Source organism: Streptomyces sp. NBC_00503 (assembly GCF_036346895.1).
Taxonomy (GTDB): domain Bacteria; phylum Actinomycetota; class Actinomycetes; order Streptomycetales; family Streptomycetaceae; genus Streptomyces.
Map to the genome: position 1 here is coordinate 1,913,407 of NZ_CP107855.1, position 16,762 is coordinate 1,930,168.

Here is a 16,762-nt window from a genome sequence, read left to right on the forward strand (position 1 = left end):
GGGCGCGGACCCTGAGTGAGGACATACCTGCCACCATGCGTGCCGATCGCGTCTTCGCGTACGGCGCCACGGCCGGCCTGATCGGCGACCGGATCCTCGGGGATCCGCGCCGAGGGCACCCCGTGGCCGCCTTCGGACGAGCCGCCGCCGCGGTCGAACGCGCCCTGTGGCGCGACGACCGCGCCCGCGGCGCCCTGCACACCCTGGTGTGCGCCGGGGGCGCGGCCGCCATCGGCGCACTGGGCGCCCGCGCCGTGCGCTCCCGGCCCGCCGCCGCCCGCATAGCCCTGACCGCCGCCGCCACCTGGTCCGTCGTGGGCGGCACCTCGCTGGGCCGCGAAGCCCGCGCCATCGGCGGGGCGCTGGCCGCCGGGGACGCCGAGACGGCCCGCGAGCGGCTGCCGCACCTGTGCGGGCGCGACCCGCAGGCCCTGGACGAACAGCAGATGGCCCGCGCCGTCGTGGAGTCGGTCGCCGAGAACACCTCCGACGCGGTGGTCGGGGCCCTGGTGTGGGGCGCCGTCGGCGGCGTCCCCGGGCTGCTGGCCTTCCGTGCCGTGAACACCCTGGACGCGATGGTCGGCCACAAGTCCCCCCGCTACCTGCGCTACGGCTGGGCCTCCGCCCGCCTCGACGACCTGGCGGGCTGGCCGGGCGCCCGGCTGACGGCCCTGGCCGCCGTACTGGCCGGACCCGACCGGCGGGGAGCCGTACGGGCCTGGCGCGCGGACGCCGCCAAGCACCCGAGCCCGAACGCGGGGCCGGTGGAATCCTCCTTCGCCGGGGCGCTCGGCGTCCGCCTCGGCGGGACCCTGGCGTACGGGGGCCGCATCGAGCACCGGGCCGTGCTCAACGGAGCGGCGGGGCGGCCGGTGGAGGTCGCCGACATCGAGCGGGCGGTCAGGCTTTCGCGGCAGGTGACATGGGCGGCGCTGGGTGCCTGCGTGGCAGTCCGGACGCTGGTCTCCCGTACGAACTCCCGCAAGAAGAAGGGGCGGCGCGCATGAGCAGCGGCGCGAAGCGCGGCGGGGGACTCCTCGTCGCCGGTACGACATCGGACGCGGGCAAGAGCGTGGTCACGGCCGGCATCTGCCGGTGGCTGGCGCGCAGCGGGGTGAAGGTGGCTCCGTTCAAGGCGCAGAACATGTCGCTGAACTCCTTCGTGACCCGGGAGGGCGCGGAGATCGGCCGGGCGCAGGCCATGCAGGCGCAGGCCGCGCGCGTGGAGCCGACCGCGCTGATGAACCCGGTGCTGCTCAAGCCCGGCAGTGACCGCAGCAGCCAGGTGGTGCTGCTGGGCAAGCCGGTGGGCGAGATGAGCGCCCGCGGGTTCTTCGGGGGGGCTGGGGGGTCGTCCCCCGGAAAAGCACTGCACGGCGGCCGCCAGGAGCAGTTGCTCGGCATCGTGACGGACTGCCTGGAGCAGTTGCGGGGCACGTATGACGCCGTGATCTGCGAGGGGGCGGGCAGCCCGGCCGAGATCAACCTGCGGCGCACCGACATCGTCAACATGGGGATCGCGCGCGCCGCGCGGTTCCCCGTCGTCGTGGTCGGCGACATCGACCGGGGCGGGGTCTTCGCCTCCTTCTTCGGCACCACGGCGCTGCTGTCGCCCGAGGACCAGTCGCTGATCGCGGGCTACCTGGTCAACAAGTTCCGCGGCGACGTCAGCCTGCTGGAGCCCGGCATGGAGATGCTGCGGGGCCTGACGGGGCGTGCGACGTACGGGGTGCTGCCCTTCCAGCACGGTCTGGGCATCGACGAGGAGGACGGCCTGCGGGTCTCCCTGCGGGGTGCGGTACGGGAATCCGTGGTCGCCCCGCCCGTAGGCGAGGACGTGCTGCGGGTCGCGGTGTGCGCGGTCCCGCTGATGTCGAACTTCACGGACGTGGACGCGCTCGCGGCGGAGCCGGGGGTGGTGGTGCGGTTCGTGGACCGGGCCGAGGAGCTGGCAGACGCGGACCTGGTCGTCGTACCCGGCACCCGCGGCACGGTGAAGGCCCTCGCCTGGCTGCGGGAGCGCGGGCTCGCGGACGCGCTGGCGCGGCGGGCCGCCGAGGGGCGGCCGGTGCTGGGGATCTGCGGAGGCTTCCAGGTGCTGGGCGAACACATCGAGGACGAGGTCGAGTCGAAGGCGGGCTCCGTGCCCGGGCTCGGGCTGCTGCCGGTGCGCGTCCGCTTCGAGCGGGAGAAGATCCTGGCGCGGCCCGTGGGTTCGGCGCTGGGCGAGTCCGTCGAGGGCTACGAGATCCACCACGGCGTGGCCGAAGTCCTGGGCGGGACCCCCTTCCTGGACGGCTGCCGGGTCGGAGAGGTGTGGGGCACGCACTGGCACGGCTCACTGGAGTCGGACGGCTTCCGCCGGGCGTTCCTGCGTGAGGTGGCGGCTGCGGCGGGCCGCCGATTCATCCCGGCTCCGGACACCTCCTTCGGCACGCTGCGGGAGGAACAGCTCGACCTGCTCGGCGACCTGATCGAGGAACACGCCGATACCGCTGCGCTGCTGCGCCTGATCGAAGACGGAGCCCCCTCGGGCCTCCCCTTCCTCCCGCCGGGCGCGCCGTGACGGGGACCCTGCGGGGCCTGTCCCCGACCCGCCCTTCGCCCGTTCCCTGGGCTCCGCCCAGACCCGCGCCTCAATCGCCGGCGAGGCTGGAATTGCGCTGCGCGCAATCCAGCCCGCCGGGCCAAATCCAGCCCCGCCGGCGTTTGAGGCGCGGGGGTCCGGGGGCGGCGCCCCCGGCAACGGCGCCGCAGACGACAACGGTCCGCACCTTCGAAGGAGTGAGCAACACGTGAGCACGCCCTACCCGTTCACCGCACTGGTCGGTCAAACCGACTTGCGCCTCGCGCTGCTGCTCAACGCGGTGAGCCCCGCGGTCGGCGGTGTGCTCGTGCGCGGCGAGAAGGGGACGGCCAAGTCCACGGCCGTCCGCGCGCTGTCCACACTGCTGCCGCAGGTCGACGTGGTCCCCGGCTGCCGGTTCAGCTGCGCGCCCGCCGCCCCCGACCCCGGCTGCCCCGACGGCCCGCACGAGCCCGGCGCGGGCACCGGTCGTCCCGCCCGGATGGTCGAGCTGCCCGTCGGCGCCTCCGAGGACCGCCTGGTCGGCGCCCTCGACATCGAACGGGCCCTCGCCGAGGGCGTGAAGGCCTTCGAGCCCGGCCTGCTGGCCGACGCGCACCGCGGGATCCTCTACGTCGACGAGGTCAACCTCCTCCACGACCACCTCATCGACCTGCTCCTCGACGCCGCCGCGATGGGCGCCTCCTACGTGGAGCGCGAGGGCATCTCCGTCCGGCACGCCGCCCGCTTCCTCCTCGTCGGCACCATGAACCCCGAGGAGGGCGAGCTGCGCCCGCAGCTCCTGGACCGGTTCGGGCTGACCGTGGAGGTCGCCGCCTCCCGCGAGCCCGTCCAGCGGGTCGAGGTCGTGCGCCGCCGGCTCGCCTACGAGGACGACCCGGCCGCCTTCGCCGGCCGCTGGGCCGGGGACGAGGACGAGGTGCGCGCCCGGGTGGTGGCCGCCCGCGGCCTGCTCCCGAAGGTGGTCCTCGGCGACACCTCGCTGCTGCAGATCGCCGCGACCTGTGCCGGTTTCGAGGTCGACGGCATGCGAGCCGACATCGTGATGGCCCGGACCGCGACGGCCCTGGCCGCCTGGGCCGGGCGGACCGAGGTGCGCAAGGAGGACGTCCGGCAGGCCGCCCTGCTGGCCCTCCCCCACCGGCGCCGGCGCAATCCCTTCGACGCCCCCGGCCTCGACGAGGAGAAGCTCGACCGGATCCTGGACCAGTTCCCCGACGACGAGCCCGACCACGAGCCGGAGCCCGAGCCGGAGGGTCCGGGCGAGGGCCCGGACGGCGACGGCGACGGTCCGGACGGCGGCGGTGACGACGGGGGTGGCGTACCCCCGCAGGGGTCCGGTCCGGACGCCCCCGAGGCCGAGGACGACCGGCAGCCGGAGAGCGGGCCCGAGCAGCCCTCCGAGACCCCCGAGCCGGAGCCCTCCCGGCAGGAGGCCGAGGTGCCCGAGCAGCCCGCCGTACGGGCCTCCGAGCCGTTCCGCACCAAGATGCTCAGCGTGCCGGGGCTCGGCGAGGGCGCGTCCGGCCGCCGGTCGCGCGCCCGCACCGCGCACGGGCGCACCACCGGCGCCCAGCACCCCCGGGGCCATCTGACGAAGCTGCACCTGGCGGCGACCATCCAGGCGGCCGCCCCGCACCAGCGGGCGCGCGGGCGCGCCGGGCGCGGGCTGGTGATCCGCAAGGACGACCTGCGGCAGGCGACGCGCGAGGGCCGCGAGGGCAACCTCGTCCTGTTCGTGGTCGACGCCTCCGGCTCCATGGCCGCCCGGCAGCGCATGAGCGCGGTCAAGGGCGCGGTGCTGTCGCTGCTGCTGGACGCCTACCAGCGCCGCGACAAGGTCGGCCTGATCACCTTCCGCGGCTCCACCGCCGAGCTGGCCCTGCCGCCCACCTCCTCCGTCGACTCCGCCGCCGCCCGGCTGGAGAAGCTGCCGACCGGCGGGCGCACCCCGCTGGCCGCGGGGCTGCTCAAGGCCCGCGAAGTGCTGCGGATCGAGCGGCTGCGGGACCCCAGCCGACGGCCGCTGCTCGTGGTCGTCACCGACGGGCGGGCCACTTCGGCCGGCGGTGTCGAGGGCAACCCCCGTGAGCTGTCCGGCCGCAGTGCCCGGCTGCTGGCGGCCGAAGGGGTCACCTCCGTGGTCGTGGACTGCGAGTCGGGGCCGGTCCGGCTGGGGCTGGCCGGAGTGCTGGCCGCCGATCTGGGCGGGCCCGCCATCACCCTGGACGGGCTGCGGGCCGACTCGCTGGCCGGGCTCGTCAAGAACGTACGTACCTCATCCCAGACCCAGACCCTCAGGAGGGCCGCGTAATGCCGCAGGGACAGCCGTCCGTCGTTCCGGACGACGGACTCACGACGCGCCAGCGCCGCAACCGCCCGCTCGTCTTCGTCCACACCGGACCGGGCAAGGGCAAGTCGACGGCGGCCTTCGGCCTGGCGCTGCGCGCCTGGAACCAGGGCTGGTCGATCGGGGTGTTCCAGTTCGTCAAGTCGGCGAAGTGGAAGGTCGGCGAGGAGAACGCGCTGAAGGTGCTCGGCGCCTCCGGCGAGGGCGGCCCGGTCGTCTGGCACAAGATGGGCGAGGGCTGGTCCTGGGTCCAGCGCGACGCGCAGCTCGACAACGAGCAGGCGGCCAAGGAGGGCTGGGAGCAGGTCAAGCGCGACCTGGCCGCCGAGACGCACAAGCTGTACGTGCTGGACGAGTTCGCGTACCCCATGCACTGGGGCTGGATCGACGTCGACGAGGTCGTCGAGGTGCTGCGCAACCGTCCCGGCACCCAGCACGTGGTGATCACCGGCCGCAACGCGCCGGAGAAGCTGGTGGAGTTCGCGGACCTGGTCACCGAGATGACCAAGGTCAAGCACCCGATGGACGCCGGCCAGAAGGGCCAGAAGGGCATCGAGTGGTGACCTCGTTCAACGTACCGAGACTGGTCATCGCCGCGCCCTCCTCCGGCAGCGGCAAGACCACCGTGGCCACGGGCCTGATGGCGGCCTTCTCGGAGCGCGGCCTCGCCGTGTCCCCGCACAAGGCCGGGCCCGACTACATCGACCCGGGCTACCACGCGCTGGCCACCGGCCGGCCGGGGCGCAACCTGGATTCCTTCATGTGCGGCGCGGAGCTCATCGCTCCGCTGTTCGCGCACGGCGCGGCCGGATGCGATCTGGCCATCGTCGAAGGGGTCATGGGCCTCTACGACGGGGCCGCGGGCCGGGGTGAACTGGCGTCCACGGCGCAGGTGGCGAAGCTGCTGCGGGCGCCGGTGGTGCTGGTCGTCGACGCGTCCGCGCAGTCGCGGTCGGTGGCGGCGCTGGTCCACGGCTTCGCCTCGTTCGACCCGCAGGTGCGCCTCGGCGGGGTGATCCTGAACAAGGTCGGCTCCGACCGGCACGAGGTGATGCTGCGGGAGGCGCTGGAGGAGGCCGGGATGCCGGTGCTGGGCGTCCTGCGGCGTGCTCCGCAGGTGGCCGCGCCCTCCCGTCACCTCGGGCTGGTCCCGGTCGCCGAGCGGCGGCGTGACGCGGTCGCCTCGGTGGCGGCGCTGGCGGAGCAGGTCAGGGCAGGCTGCGACCTGGACGCGCTGATGGCCCTGGCCCGCACGGCCCCAGCGCTGTCCTGCGAAGCCTGGGCTCCGGACCTGGCCTTGTTCCCCCACCCCGCCCCTTCCCGAAACCGGGCTCTGCCCGGACCCGGTCCTCAAACGCCGGACGGGCTGGATTCTCCAGCCCCGCCGGCGTTTGAGGCGCGGGGTCCGGGGCGGAGCCCCAGCAACGGCGGCGCACCCGTCATCGCCATCGCCGGAGGGCCCGCCTTCACGTTCTCGTACGCCGAGCACTCGGAGCTGCTGCAAGCGGCCGGCGCCGAGGTGGTCACCTTCGACCCGCTCAGGGACGAGGCGCTGCCCGAAGGAACCACCGGTCTGGTGATCGGCGGCGGGTTCCCCGAGGTGTACGCCCCGGAGCTGTCGGCCAACGAGCCGCTCCGCAAGGCCGTCGCGGCGTTCGCGGCCGCCGGGGGTCCGGTGGCCGCCGAGTGCGCCGGGCTGCTGTACCTGGCCCGTTCGCTGGACGGGAAGCCGATGTGCGGGGTGCTCGACTCCGACGCGCGGATGTCGGAGCGGCTCACGCTCGGCTACCGCGAGGCGGTGGCGGTGTCCGACAGCGTCCTGGCTCCGGCCGGTACCCGGCTGCGCGGGCACGAGTTCCACCGGACGGTGATCGAGCCGGGCGCAGGCCCCGCGCCCGCCTGGGGTTTCACGCATCCCGAGCGCCGGGTGGAGGGCTTCGTGCAGCACGGGGTGCACGCCAGCTACCTGCACACCCACTGGGCGGCGGAGCCCTCCGTGGCCCTGCGGTTCGCCGAGGCCGCGGCAGCGCACCGGTGAGCGGAAGACCCTCGCCGCCGCGGTCAGTCCGCGAGGCCCACCACCAGCCAGATCCCGGCCACCCCGCCCACGGTGCACAGCAGCGTGGACAGCGCGGGGTGCTTGTGGTGGGCCTCGGGCAGGATCTCGGCAGCGGCCAGGTAGAGCAGGACCCCTCCGAAGAACCCGAGGTACGCCCCGAGGGGTTCCTCCGGAAGAGTGAACAGCAAAGTGGACGCGGCGCCCACGACGGGGGCCACGGCGTCCGCGAACAGCATGATCAGCGCCTTGCGGCGGGCGTTCCCGTAGAGCCGGGTGAGCGTGTACGTGTTGAACCCGTCGGCGAAGTCGTGGGTGATGACGGCCAGGGCCACGGCCACGCCCATCCCGCCTCCGACCTGGAACGCGGCGCCGAGGGCCACTCCGTCGGCGAGGCTGTGGCCGACCATGGCGGCGGCCGCGGTCAGGCCGACCTGGGGGACCCGTTCCCCGTGGTCGCCGTGCCCGTGCCCGTCCGCGGACCCGTTCTCGCCGCCGTGGGAGGCCTGGCGGACGGCCAGGACGCGTTCCACGCAGTGCGCGACCAGGAACCCGCCGACGAAGAGCAGCAGGGCGAGCGGGACCCCGAACACCTCGGAGCCCGCGGCGTGCATGGCCTCCGGCAGCAGGTCGAGGCCCACGACGCCGAGCATCAGCCCGCCGGCCAGGCCCAGCACGAGGTGGCGGCGGTCGGTGACGCGCTGCGCCGTCCATCCGCCTGCCAGGGTCATCAGGAACGCACCCAACGCCACGATCACGGCCATGTGCCCCTGCATACCGACTCCTCGCCTCCCGCGCACTTCCGCGCCCGGGTGGCGGACCACGGGCGGTTGACGGCCACGACGGCCGTGACTGCCGCCACGACGACGAACGACTGAAATCGACTGAAACGGGTGAACCTGGTGGGCGAGTACGCGACGCAGCTGGTGGTCGGGGTCGGCGGCCGCGCGGGGGTGTCCGTGGCCGAGGTCTGCGCGCTGGTGGAGGAGACCCTGCGCGGGGCCGGGCTGTCGGCGAAGGCCGTGACGGCGCTGGCCACGGTGGAGGCGAAGGCGGTGGAGGCGGGGATCGCGGGCGCGGCGGAACGTTTCGGCGTGCCTCTGCTCAGCTATCCCGCCGACCGGCTGGCCACGATCGCCGTGCCGCACCCCTCGGACGCGGCGCGCGAGGCCGCCGGCACCCCGTCGGTGGCGGAGGCCGCCGCCCTGGCCGGGGGCGGGGAGCTCCTCGTACCCAAGCGCCGGTCGGTGGCGGCGACCTGCGCGGTCGCGACGGCCCACACGCACGACCTGCGCCACCACGGGGACGCGGAGGTGGCGGACTCGGACGCGGCGCTGGTGGACCTCGCGGTGAACGTACGGGCGCACACGCCCCCGCAGTGGCTCAAGGACCGGATCGCGGCTTCGCTCGACGTCCTGTCCGCCTATCCCGACGGCCGCCGGGCCCGCGCGGCGGTGGCCCTGCGCCACGGGCTGCCGGTCGAGCGGGTGCTGCTGACGGCGGGGGCCGCGGAGGCCTTCGTGCTGATCGCGCGGGCCCTGGGCTGCGTACGGCCCGTGGTGGTGCACCCGCAGTTCACCGAGCCGGAGGCGGCCCTGCGCGACGCGGGCCACCAGGTGGAGCGGGTGGTGCTGCGCGCGGCGGACGGGTTCCGCCTCGACCCGGCGGCGGTGCCGGAGGAGGCCGACCTCGTGGTGGTCGGGAACCCGACCAACCCGACCTCGGTCCTGCACCCGGCGGCCACCCTGGCCGCGTTGGCCCGGCCGGGCCGGATCCTGGTGGTGGACGAGGCGTTCATGGACGCGGTCCCGGGCGAGCGGGAGGCGCTGGCCGGGCGGACGGACATACCGGGGCTGGTGGTGCTGCGGAGCCTGACCAAGACCTGGGGCCTGGCCGGGCTGCGCATCGGCTACGCGCTGGCCGAGCCCGGGGTGATCGCGAAGCTGGCGGCGGCGCAGCCGCTGTGGCCGGTCTCCACGCCGGCGCTGGTGGCGGCCGAGGCCTGCGTGGCCCCGGAGGCGCTGGCCGAGGCGGAGGCCGCGGCCCGGCAGATCGCGGTGGACCGCGAGCACCTGCTCGCCGGACTCGCGGAGTTCGAGGAGATCTCGGTGGCGGGCGTGGCGCAGGGACCGTTCGTACTGATCCGGATCGAGGGCGCGATGGAGATCCGCACCCGGCTGCGCGCGCTGGGCTTCGCCGCCCGCCGCGGGGACACCTTCCCCGGCCTGGACCGCAACTGGCTGCGCCTGGCGGTCCGCGACCGCGCGACGACGGGCCGGCTCCTCCAGGCCCTGGACGTGGCGCTGGCCGGCCGCTGATCCGGACCGCGGACGGCAGCGAGCAAGGCAAGCGGACGAGCAGGGACCCGGCCGGGAAGAAGCCCGCGCGATGTCACCCGGACGGCCGTATTCCGGGGGGTGGGTGTGGCCGCGGGATCCGGGCTGGGCGACTATTTCCCCAGGTAGAGATCATTTGAGACCGGGGGGTCCGGAAATGAAGACAGCGGGGAAGATAGGCACGGCCGTGGCCGGACTGGCCGTCGTGGGGGGCGCCGCGCTCGGCATACCTCACCTCGTCGGCAAGGACGGCAAGGCCTCCACCGAGCAGCGGCTCGGGGCGAAGCCCGGGTCCGGCGCGAGCCCCGCGCCGGGGACCACGGTCCCCGCCGACGCGAAACCCTTCACGCTCGTCGGGACCGGCGACATCATCCCGTACCCGTCCATCGTCCAGCGGGCCGCCGACGACTCCGCGGAGAAGGGCGGTTACGACTTCCGGAAGATGCTCGCCGGGGTCAAGCCCATCGTCTCCGCCGCCGACCTGGCGATATGCCACCACGAGATACCGTACGGCCGGCCCGGCGGCCCCTACACCGGATACCCCCTCTTCAAGGCCCCGCACCAACTGGCCGACGCCCTCAAGGACGCCGGGTACGACAGTTGCTCCACCGCCTCGAACCACACCCTGGACGACGGATACGACGGCCTCGTCCGCGTCCTGGACAACCTCGACCGCGTCGGCGTCCGCCACGTGGGCTCGGCCCGCAGCGCCGAGGAGGCCAAGGCCCCGGCGCTGCTGGAAGCCGGCGGCGCCAAGGTCGCGCAGCTGGACTACACGTACGGGACCAACGGCGTCCCGCTCCCCTCCGGCAAGCCCTGGGCCGTGAACCTGATCGACCCGGAGCGGATCGTCGCCGACGCCCGCGCCGCGCGCGCGGCCGGCGCGAACGTCGTCGTCCTCAGCGTCCACTGGGGTTCCGAGTGGCAGACGGCGCCCGACCAGCAGCAGTTGGACCTGGCAAAGGCCCTGACCGCTTCGCGCGGGGCGGACGGCCTTCCCGACATCGATCTGATCCTGGGCACCCACAACCACGTGCCGCAGCCCTACGAGAAGATCAACGGCACCTGGGTCGTGTACGGCATGGGCGACCAGGTCGCCAGCTTCTACGAGGCCGACAAGGCCCGCGGCAACATGTCCTCGATCCCCCGCTTCACCTTCGCCCCCTCGGCCGCCCATCCGGGCCGGTGGGAGGTGTCCAAGGCCGAGTACCTCACGCAGTATTCGGACATGCGGCAGCCGTTCCGCGTCGTCTGCGCCTCCTGCGACTCCACCGGCTCCGGATCCGCCGACGCCACCTACACCGCCGTCGACCGCGAGGTCACCAAGGCCGTGATGTCGCGGGGCGCCGCCGAACAGGGTCTGACGCGGGCCACCAAGTAGGTACGACGGCCCGCCGCGCTACGAGGCCCTGCCGCGCTACGAGGCCTTGCCGCGCCGGGTCGCGACCAGCGCGGCGGCGCCGAAGCCGAGCAGGATCAGCGCCCCGCCCGTGACGTACGGGGTGAGGGAACCGCCGCCGGTCTCGGCGAGGTCGGCCGCGGTGCCGGAGCCGGCCGAGGTGCCCGCGGTCCCCGTCTGCGGCTTGATGTCGGGCGTCTGCGAGGGGCTGGGGGCGGGGCCGGCCGGGGACTCGCAGTGCGCTTCGGCGAGCACGATCTCGCCCTCCACCTGCGCCACGTTCAGGTCGAGCGGGTTGACCGACACCTTGAGCCGCAGCGCGGTCGCGGCGGCCGTGGAGGAGGTGGTCTCGGCGGCCGAGAGCTCCAGGCTGACCAGGCCGACCTTCGGGACCTCGACCTTGGTGGGCCCGCTCGCCGCGACGGTGACCTTCTTGCCGAGGACGGTCACCGCGCCGGGGACGGCGGAGCTGGCGACCGGCTTCTTGCCCGCCTCGCAGACGGCCTTGGCGGTGACCTTCTCCACCTCGATCAGGGCGAGCGCCGGCAGTCCCGGCACGTGCACCCGGGCCTTGGCCAGGTTGGCCTCCGCCTGGGCCCGGTGCCCGTCGGCGGTGGCCATGGAGGTGGCGACGTCGGCGCGCAGCACGCTCACCGGCGCTCCCCCTTCGACTCCGTCGAGGGTGACGCTCAGCGCCGTCTTCGTCGCGTCCGCCGGGGCGCTGACCTCGTTGAGGGTCGCCGTGAGCGGGACGTGCACGGTCTTGTTGAGCAGGCCCACGTCCAGGGTGGTGCGCAGGACGACGGCGCCCGCCTTTCCTTCGCCGGCGCCGTGCTGCGCGGTGGCGAAGGCGGGCGGGGCGGCGAGGAGGGCTACCGCTCCCGTGGCGAGGAGTGCGGCCACGGGCATGCGGAAGGTGTTGCTGTTCAAGGTGGTGGAACCCCCAGGGAGATGGGAGCCGTCGCGCCGCCAATGGGGGACATCGCGTGCGCCGACGGCCTCGACCCCGGAATCTTTACGCACCGAGAGTGAACGGGTGCCAACCCGGCGTGAGTTCACCCCAAAGGGTGGTTTCCACGCACAGGTTCGAATAAATACGCCCCATCCGGAACGACAGTTCCCTCCCACCACAGCCCGCGGCCGTTCCCCACCCCCGAAAGCGGTAGTCAACGACCGGTCGGCGGCTGGGGTCACGCCCCGTCAACGCGCCGCCGCGCAGGGCCCGGATCGCGCTCAGGCGACCACGTTGCCGTTCACCACCACCCGCAGCGGCTGCGCCAGCGCCCGTACGTCGGCCCGCGGATCGCCCGCGTAGACCACCAGGTCGGCGGGTGCCCCCTCGGTCAGGCCGGGCCTGCCGAGCCACTCGCGCGCCCCCCACGTGGTCGCCGAGAGGGCCTGGAGGGGCGGGATCCCGGCCTTGACGAGCTCGCCCACCTCGGCGGCGACCAGGCCGTGCGGGAGGGAACCCCCCGCGTCGGTGCCCACGTAGACCCCGATGCCGGCGTCGTAGGCGGCCCGGACGGTGTCGTAGCGGCGCTCGTGCAGGCGGCGCATGTGCGAGGCCCAGCCGGGGAACTTGGCTTCGCCGCCCGCCGCCATCTTCGGGAAGGTGGCGATGTTCACGAGGGTCGGCACGATCGCGACCCCGCGCTCCGCGAACAGCGGGATCGTGTCCTCGGTGAGCCCGGTGGCGTGTTCGACGCAGTCGATGCCCGCCTCGACCAGGTCGCGCAGGGAGTCCTCGGCGAAGCAGTGGGCGGTGACTCGGGCGCCGAGCCGGTGGGCTTCGGCGATGGCCGCCTCGACCTCGGCGCGCGGCCAGCAGGCGGTCAGGTCCCCCACTTCGCGGTCGATCCAGTCGCCGACCAGCTTGACCCAGCCGTCCCCGCGCAGGGCCTCGCGGCCGACGTACTCGACGAGGTCGGCCGGCTCGATCTCGTGGGCGAAGTTGCGGATGTAGCGGCGGCTGCGGGCGATGTGGCGCCCGGCCCGGATGACCTTCGGCAGGTCCTCGCGGTCGTCTATCCAGCGGGTGTCGGACGGGGATCCGGCGTCGCGGATCAGGAGGGTGCCGGCGTCGCGGTCGGCCAGGGCCTGGTGTTCGGCGGTCTGCGCGTCCACGGGTCCGTGGGCATCGAGTCCCACGTGACAGTGCGCGTCCACCAGCCCGGGGAGCACCCAGCCGGACACCTCGGTGACCTGACCGGGCCCGCGCGGGCGCTCGTAGGAGACGCGTCCGCCGATCACCCACAGCTCGTCGCGCACCTCCTCGGGGCCGACCAGCACCCGTCCCTTCACGTGCAGCAGCCCGCCCTGTGCCCTGTCGCCTTTGACGTCGTCGCTCATGTCGGCACTGTACGTGCGTGATCGGTAGGCTCTCCAGGTCGCTCCGGACGATTCCGGCCAACCCCAGACACGAAGCCCGAGACACGAAGAGAGCACCGCCGTGAGCCACCCCCTCCTGGACCTTCCGCCCCTGACCGCCACGCGGTTCGCGTCGATCGAGCGGGGCGTCGCGGAGCTGCTCTCCACCCGGGCGGACGTGGTGATCACCCAGGGCGAGGCGCTGCTCCCGCTGGAGGGCTGCATCCGCTCCGGCGCGCGGCCCGGTTCCACCGCGCTGAACATCGTCACCGGCCCCTACGGCACCACCTTCGGGAACTGGCTGCGCGACTGCGGGGCGACCGTCGTGGATCTGGCGGTCCCCTTCGACACCGCCGTCACGGGCGCCCAGGTGGCGGACGCCCTGGCGGCGCACCCGGAGATCGACTTCGTCTCGCTGGTGCACGCGGAGGCGGCCACCGGGAACACGAACCCGGTCGCGGAGATCGGCGAGGCCGTACGGGCCCACGGGGCGCTGTTCATGCTGGACGCGGTGGCCTCGGTGGGCGCGGAGCCGCTGCTGCCGGACGAGTGGGGCGTGGACCTGTGCGTGATCGGGGCACAGAAGGCGATGGGCGGACCGGCGGGCGTCTCGGCCGTGTCGGTCTCGGACCGCGCCTGGGTCCGCTTCGCCGCGAACCCCGCCGCCCCGAGGAGCTCCTACCTCTCCCTCCTGGACTGGAAGCAGCGCTGGATCGACGGCGGGCGGATGGCGCTGCCGCACGCGCCCGCGCAGCTGGAGATGCTGGCGCTGGAGGCCTGCCTGGACCGCATCGCGGCCGAGGGGCTGCCCGCGGTGACGGCCCGCCACGCGGCCGCGGCGGCGGCGACCCGCGCGGGCGCCGCGGCCCTGGGCATCGCCCCGTACGTGGCCCAGGACGCGGCGGCCGCCCCGGTCGCCACCACCCTGCGGGTTCCGGAGGCCTCCCTGGTGGCGGCGAAGGCCCTGGCGGCGGACCCGGCGGTCCCCCTCGCGGCGGGCGGCGGCGCCCTGGCCCAGGAGATGCTCCGGGTCAACCACTACGGCACCGCGGCCTCCCTGGAATCCGTCCGGTCCTGCCTGCGGGCCCTCGCCGCGGCCCTCTCCCTCGACCCGGCCGCGGGCCTGGCGGCAGCCGGGGCGGCCTGGTCGGCGGCGCCGTCCGCCTGACGGACGGGCTTCAGGGCTTCAGGAGAGCAGGTCCAGCAGCCGGTCCACGTCCGCCTCGGTGTTGTAGAGGTGGAAGGAGGCCCGCAGATTGCCTGCGCGGGCGGCGGTGGCGATGCCCGCGGCGAGGAGGGCGCCCTGGCGGTCGGCCAGGCCCGGGACCGAGACGATCGGGGCGTCGCCGGGGACCGGTTCGCGGCCCAGGCGGGCCAGGCCGGCCCGGTAGCGGGCGGCCAGGGCGGTGTCGTGGGCGTGCACCGCTTCGATGCCGATCCGCTCGAGCAGGGCCAGCGAGGGTTCGGCGGCGTGGTAGCCGAGGAAGGCCGGGGACTCGTCGAAGCGGCGGGCTCCGTGGGCCAGTTCGGGCATCGGGCCGTAGGTGGAGTCCCACATCGACTCGGCCGCCACCCAGCCCGCGTGCAGCGGGACCAGCGTGGACTGGGCCTCTTCGGAGACCGTGAGGTACGAGACCCCGCGCGCGGCCAGCAGCCACTTGTACCCGGCGGTGACCGTGTACTCGTAGGGCGAGGCGTCGAAGGGCAGCCAGCCCGCCGCCTGGGTGGCGTCGACCAGCATGCGCGCCCCGTAGCCGCGGGTGGCCTCGCGGACCGCGGCGAGGTCCGCCGTACGCCCGTCCGCGGACTGTACGGCGCTCAGTGCGACCAGCGCGGTGCCCGGCCCGACGGCTTCGGCGATCGACTCCAGCGGGGCGAAGCGGACCTTGAGGTCGTCGCGCACCACGAAGGGGTTGATGACGGAGGCGAACTCACCCTCGGGGCACAGGACTTCGGATCCGGCCGGGAGGGAGGCCGAGACCAGGCCGACGTGGGTGGACACGGCCGAGCCGACGGCCACCCGGTCCGGGGTCACCCCGACGATGCGCGCGAAGGCGCCCCGGACCCGGTTCACCCGGTCGAAGTCACCGAAGCCGGACGGGATTCCGGCCCCGGCGGCCTCGGCCAGTCGCCGTACCTCGGCGACGGCCGCCCGCGGGAGGACGCCGCAGGTGGCGGTGTTGAGGTAGGTGGTGGAGTGCGCGAACTCGGCGCGGACCGTTTCGGGCGGCAGTAGATCCATGGATTCCACTCTGCGCCAGGATCAACCCAAAGTCCATTGCCATGTTTTACGGGCCACACCAAAGGATTACTTATGCAGCGCGGCCCGTAAGCGGGGTCAGTGCTGCGGCACCGCGCAGCTGCCGTCCGGGTCGCAGACCTCGCCGTCGGGGGCGGCCGTGACGAGGACCTCGCGCCCGGCCCACGCCTGCTCCAGCGCCCGGGTGAAGACCTCGGCGGGCTGGCCGCCCGAGATTCCGTAGCGGCGGTCGAGCACGAAGAACGGTACGGCGCTCGCGCCCAGTTCGGCGGCTTCGCGCTCGTCGGCCCGCACCTCGGCGGCGTAGGCCGAGTCGTCGGCCAGGACCGTACGGGCCTCCGCCTCGTCCAGCCCGGCCTCGACGGCGAGCTCGACCAGGGTCTCCGGGTCGAAGACGGAGCGCTCCTCGCCGAAGTTGGCGCGGTAGGCGAGGTCGAGCAGCTCCTCCTGGCGGCCGCGGGCGGCGGCCAGGTGCAGCAGGCGGTGGATGTCGAAGGTGTTGCCGTGGTCGCGGCCCTCGGTCCGGTACGCCAGCCCCTCGGCGCGCGCGCTCGCGGCCACGTGCTCCTCCATGCCGCGGGCCTCGTCGAGGGTGCGGCCGTACTTCTTGGCGAGCATCTCCAGGACGGGCGCCACCACGCCCTTGGGGCCGTTCGGGTCGAGCTCGAAGGAGCGGAAGACGACCTCGATCTCGTCGCGGTGCGCGAACTCGGCCAGCCCCTTGGTGAAACGGGCCTTGCCGATGTAGCACCAGGGGCAGGCGATGTCGCTCCAGATCTCGACGCGCATGTTCCTTCTTCTCTCCATGGAATCAACTGTTCCGGGTTCAACCATTCCCGGTCCTGTCTCATTCCCCGGACGGTTCCCCCACCGCGAGCCAGAGGATGCGGTGGGAGCCGGCCTGGGCTCCGGCGGGGTCCGGGAGCCAGCCCTGGCGGGCGTAGAAGGCCTGGGCGCGGAGGTTGTGCTCGTAGACCTCCAGGCGGACCCTGCGGATGCCTGCCCGGCGCCAGGCCTCGAGGCAGGCCTCGTGCAGGGCGGCCCCGGTGCCCCGGCGCCAGTGGACGGGGTCCACGTGCAGCTGGGTCAGGGTGGTCTCGTCGCCGTCCGTGCGGAAGGCCGCGACCCCGGTGAGCTCGCCGTCCCGCTCGGCGCAGAGCACCCCGCCCTCGGTGCCGGTCCGGGTGACCGCCCGGGACCAGCCCTCGCGGGTGCGCGCCAGCTCGGCCGCGCCGCCGTAGCTCTCCTCGGGGATCCGGCCCCGGTAGTAGGTGGCACGGGCCCGGGTGTGGAGGGCGGCGATGGCGTCGAGGTCGGCGGGGTGCGCGGTCCGGATCATGGACAAGGGAACGCGCCGGAAACCCCGTCGGTTCCCGGCGCGCGTCCCGCGTGTCCACGACCCACCGG

At 74.3% G+C, this 16,762-nt stretch carries 13 protein-coding genes and 1 pseudogene; 8 read left to right on the plus strand and 6 right to left on the minus strand.

The annotated features are described in order from the left end of the window. Positions 1-35 precede the first annotated feature (35 nt). From OG490_RS08945 to OG490_RS08965, 5 genes and pseudogenes are all read left to right on the plus strand, one after another. Positions 36-1,007 (plus strand): cobalamin biosynthesis protein, encoded by a 972-nt coding sequence (locus OG490_RS08945; RefSeq protein ID WP_330295741.1) that lies wholly within the window; start codon positions 36-38, stop codon positions 1,005-1,007. Next, a pseudogene (locus OG490_RS08950) lies at positions 1,004-2,799 on the plus strand (cobyric acid synthase). Before OG490_RS08945 ends, OG490_RS08950 begins: the two are co-directional and overlap by 4 nt. Then, on the plus strand, positions 2,796-4,901 hold the full coding sequence (locus tag OG490_RS08955) for a putative cobaltochelatase (protein WP_330295743.1): 2,106 nt from the start codon (positions 2,796-2,798) through the stop codon (positions 4,899-4,901). The pseudogene OG490_RS08950 and the gene OG490_RS08955 overlap by 4 nt, the downstream one beginning before the upstream one ends. Beyond that, complete coding sequence (gene cobO / locus OG490_RS08960; protein WP_330295744.1) at positions 4,901-5,500, plus strand: cob(I)yrinic acid a,c-diamide adenosyltransferase; 600 nt, start codon at positions 4,901-4,903, stop codon at positions 5,498-5,500. The genes OG490_RS08955 and cobO overlap by 1 nt, the downstream gene beginning before the upstream one ends. Beyond that, positions 5,494-6,975: a cobyrinate a,c-diamide synthase gene (locus tag OG490_RS08965; protein WP_330295745.1), complete on the plus strand. Its 1,482-nt coding sequence runs from the start codon at positions 5,494-5,496 to the stop codon at positions 6,973-6,975. Before cobO ends, OG490_RS08965 begins: the two co-directional genes overlap by 7 nt. A gap of 23 nt (positions 6,976-6,998) precedes the next feature. Here OG490_RS08965 and OG490_RS08970 read toward each other — a convergent pair whose 3' ends face one another. Beyond that, entirely contained in the window at positions 6,999-7,757 is a 759-nt protein-coding gene (locus OG490_RS08970; protein ID WP_330300846.1) for a ZIP family metal transporter, read from the minus strand. Between the two features lie 129 nt (positions 7,758-7,886). Between OG490_RS08970 and cobC the strand changes: the two genes are divergently transcribed. Next, positions 7,887-9,311: an Rv2231c family pyridoxal phosphate-dependent protein CobC gene (cobC, locus tag OG490_RS08975; RefSeq protein WP_330295746.1), complete on the plus strand. Its 1,425-nt coding sequence runs from the start codon at positions 7,887-7,889 to the stop codon at positions 9,309-9,311. Positions 9,312-9,486: 175 nt separating this feature from the next. After that, positions 9,487-10,710 carry a CapA family protein gene (locus OG490_RS08980; protein ID WP_330295747.1) on the plus strand — a complete coding sequence of 408 codons (1,224 nt, stop codon included), beginning with the start codon at positions 9,487-9,489 and terminating at the stop codon, positions 10,708-10,710. A gap of 36 nt (positions 10,711-10,746) precedes the next feature. Here OG490_RS08980 and OG490_RS08985 read toward each other — a convergent pair whose 3' ends face one another. After that, positions 10,747-11,658 carry an SCO1860 family LAETG-anchored protein gene (locus tag OG490_RS08985; RefSeq protein WP_330295748.1) on the minus strand — a complete coding sequence of 304 codons (912 nt, stop codon included), beginning with the start codon at positions 11,656-11,658 and terminating at the stop codon, positions 10,747-10,749. A gap of 303 nt (positions 11,659-11,961) precedes the next feature. Then, positions 11,962-13,077, minus strand: a complete 1,116-nt coding sequence (locus OG490_RS08990) for an amidohydrolase family protein (RefSeq protein WP_330295749.1) — start codon at positions 13,075-13,077, stop codon at positions 11,962-11,964. A 100-nt stretch (positions 13,078-13,177) separates the two neighbouring features. Between OG490_RS08990 and OG490_RS08995 the strand changes: the two genes are divergently transcribed. Further along, entirely contained in the window at positions 13,178-14,263 is a 1,086-nt protein-coding gene (locus OG490_RS08995; protein WP_330295750.1) for a pyridoxal-phosphate-dependent aminotransferase family protein, read from the plus strand. A gap of 18 nt (positions 14,264-14,281) precedes the next feature. Here OG490_RS08995 and OG490_RS09000 read toward each other — a convergent pair whose 3' ends face one another. From OG490_RS09000 to OG490_RS09010, 3 genes are all read right to left on the minus strand, one after another. Beyond that, the gene (locus tag OG490_RS09000) at positions 14,282-15,337 is read right to left on the minus strand and encodes an aminotransferase class V-fold PLP-dependent enzyme (RefSeq protein ID WP_330295751.1); all 1,056 of its coding nucleotides are present in this window, start codon (positions 15,335-15,337) and stop codon (positions 14,282-14,284) included. Positions 15,338-15,433: 96 nt separating this feature from the next. Further along, on the minus strand, positions 15,434-16,144 hold the full coding sequence (locus OG490_RS09005; RefSeq protein ID WP_330300847.1) for a DsbA family oxidoreductase: 711 nt from the start codon (positions 16,142-16,144) through the stop codon (positions 15,434-15,436). 58 nt (positions 16,145-16,202) lie between these two features. Beyond that, positions 16,203-16,694 carry a GNAT family N-acetyltransferase gene (locus tag OG490_RS09010; protein ID WP_330295752.1) on the minus strand — a complete coding sequence of 164 codons (492 nt, stop codon included), beginning with the start codon at positions 16,692-16,694 and terminating at the stop codon, positions 16,203-16,205. Positions 16,695-16,762 lie beyond the last annotated feature (68 nt).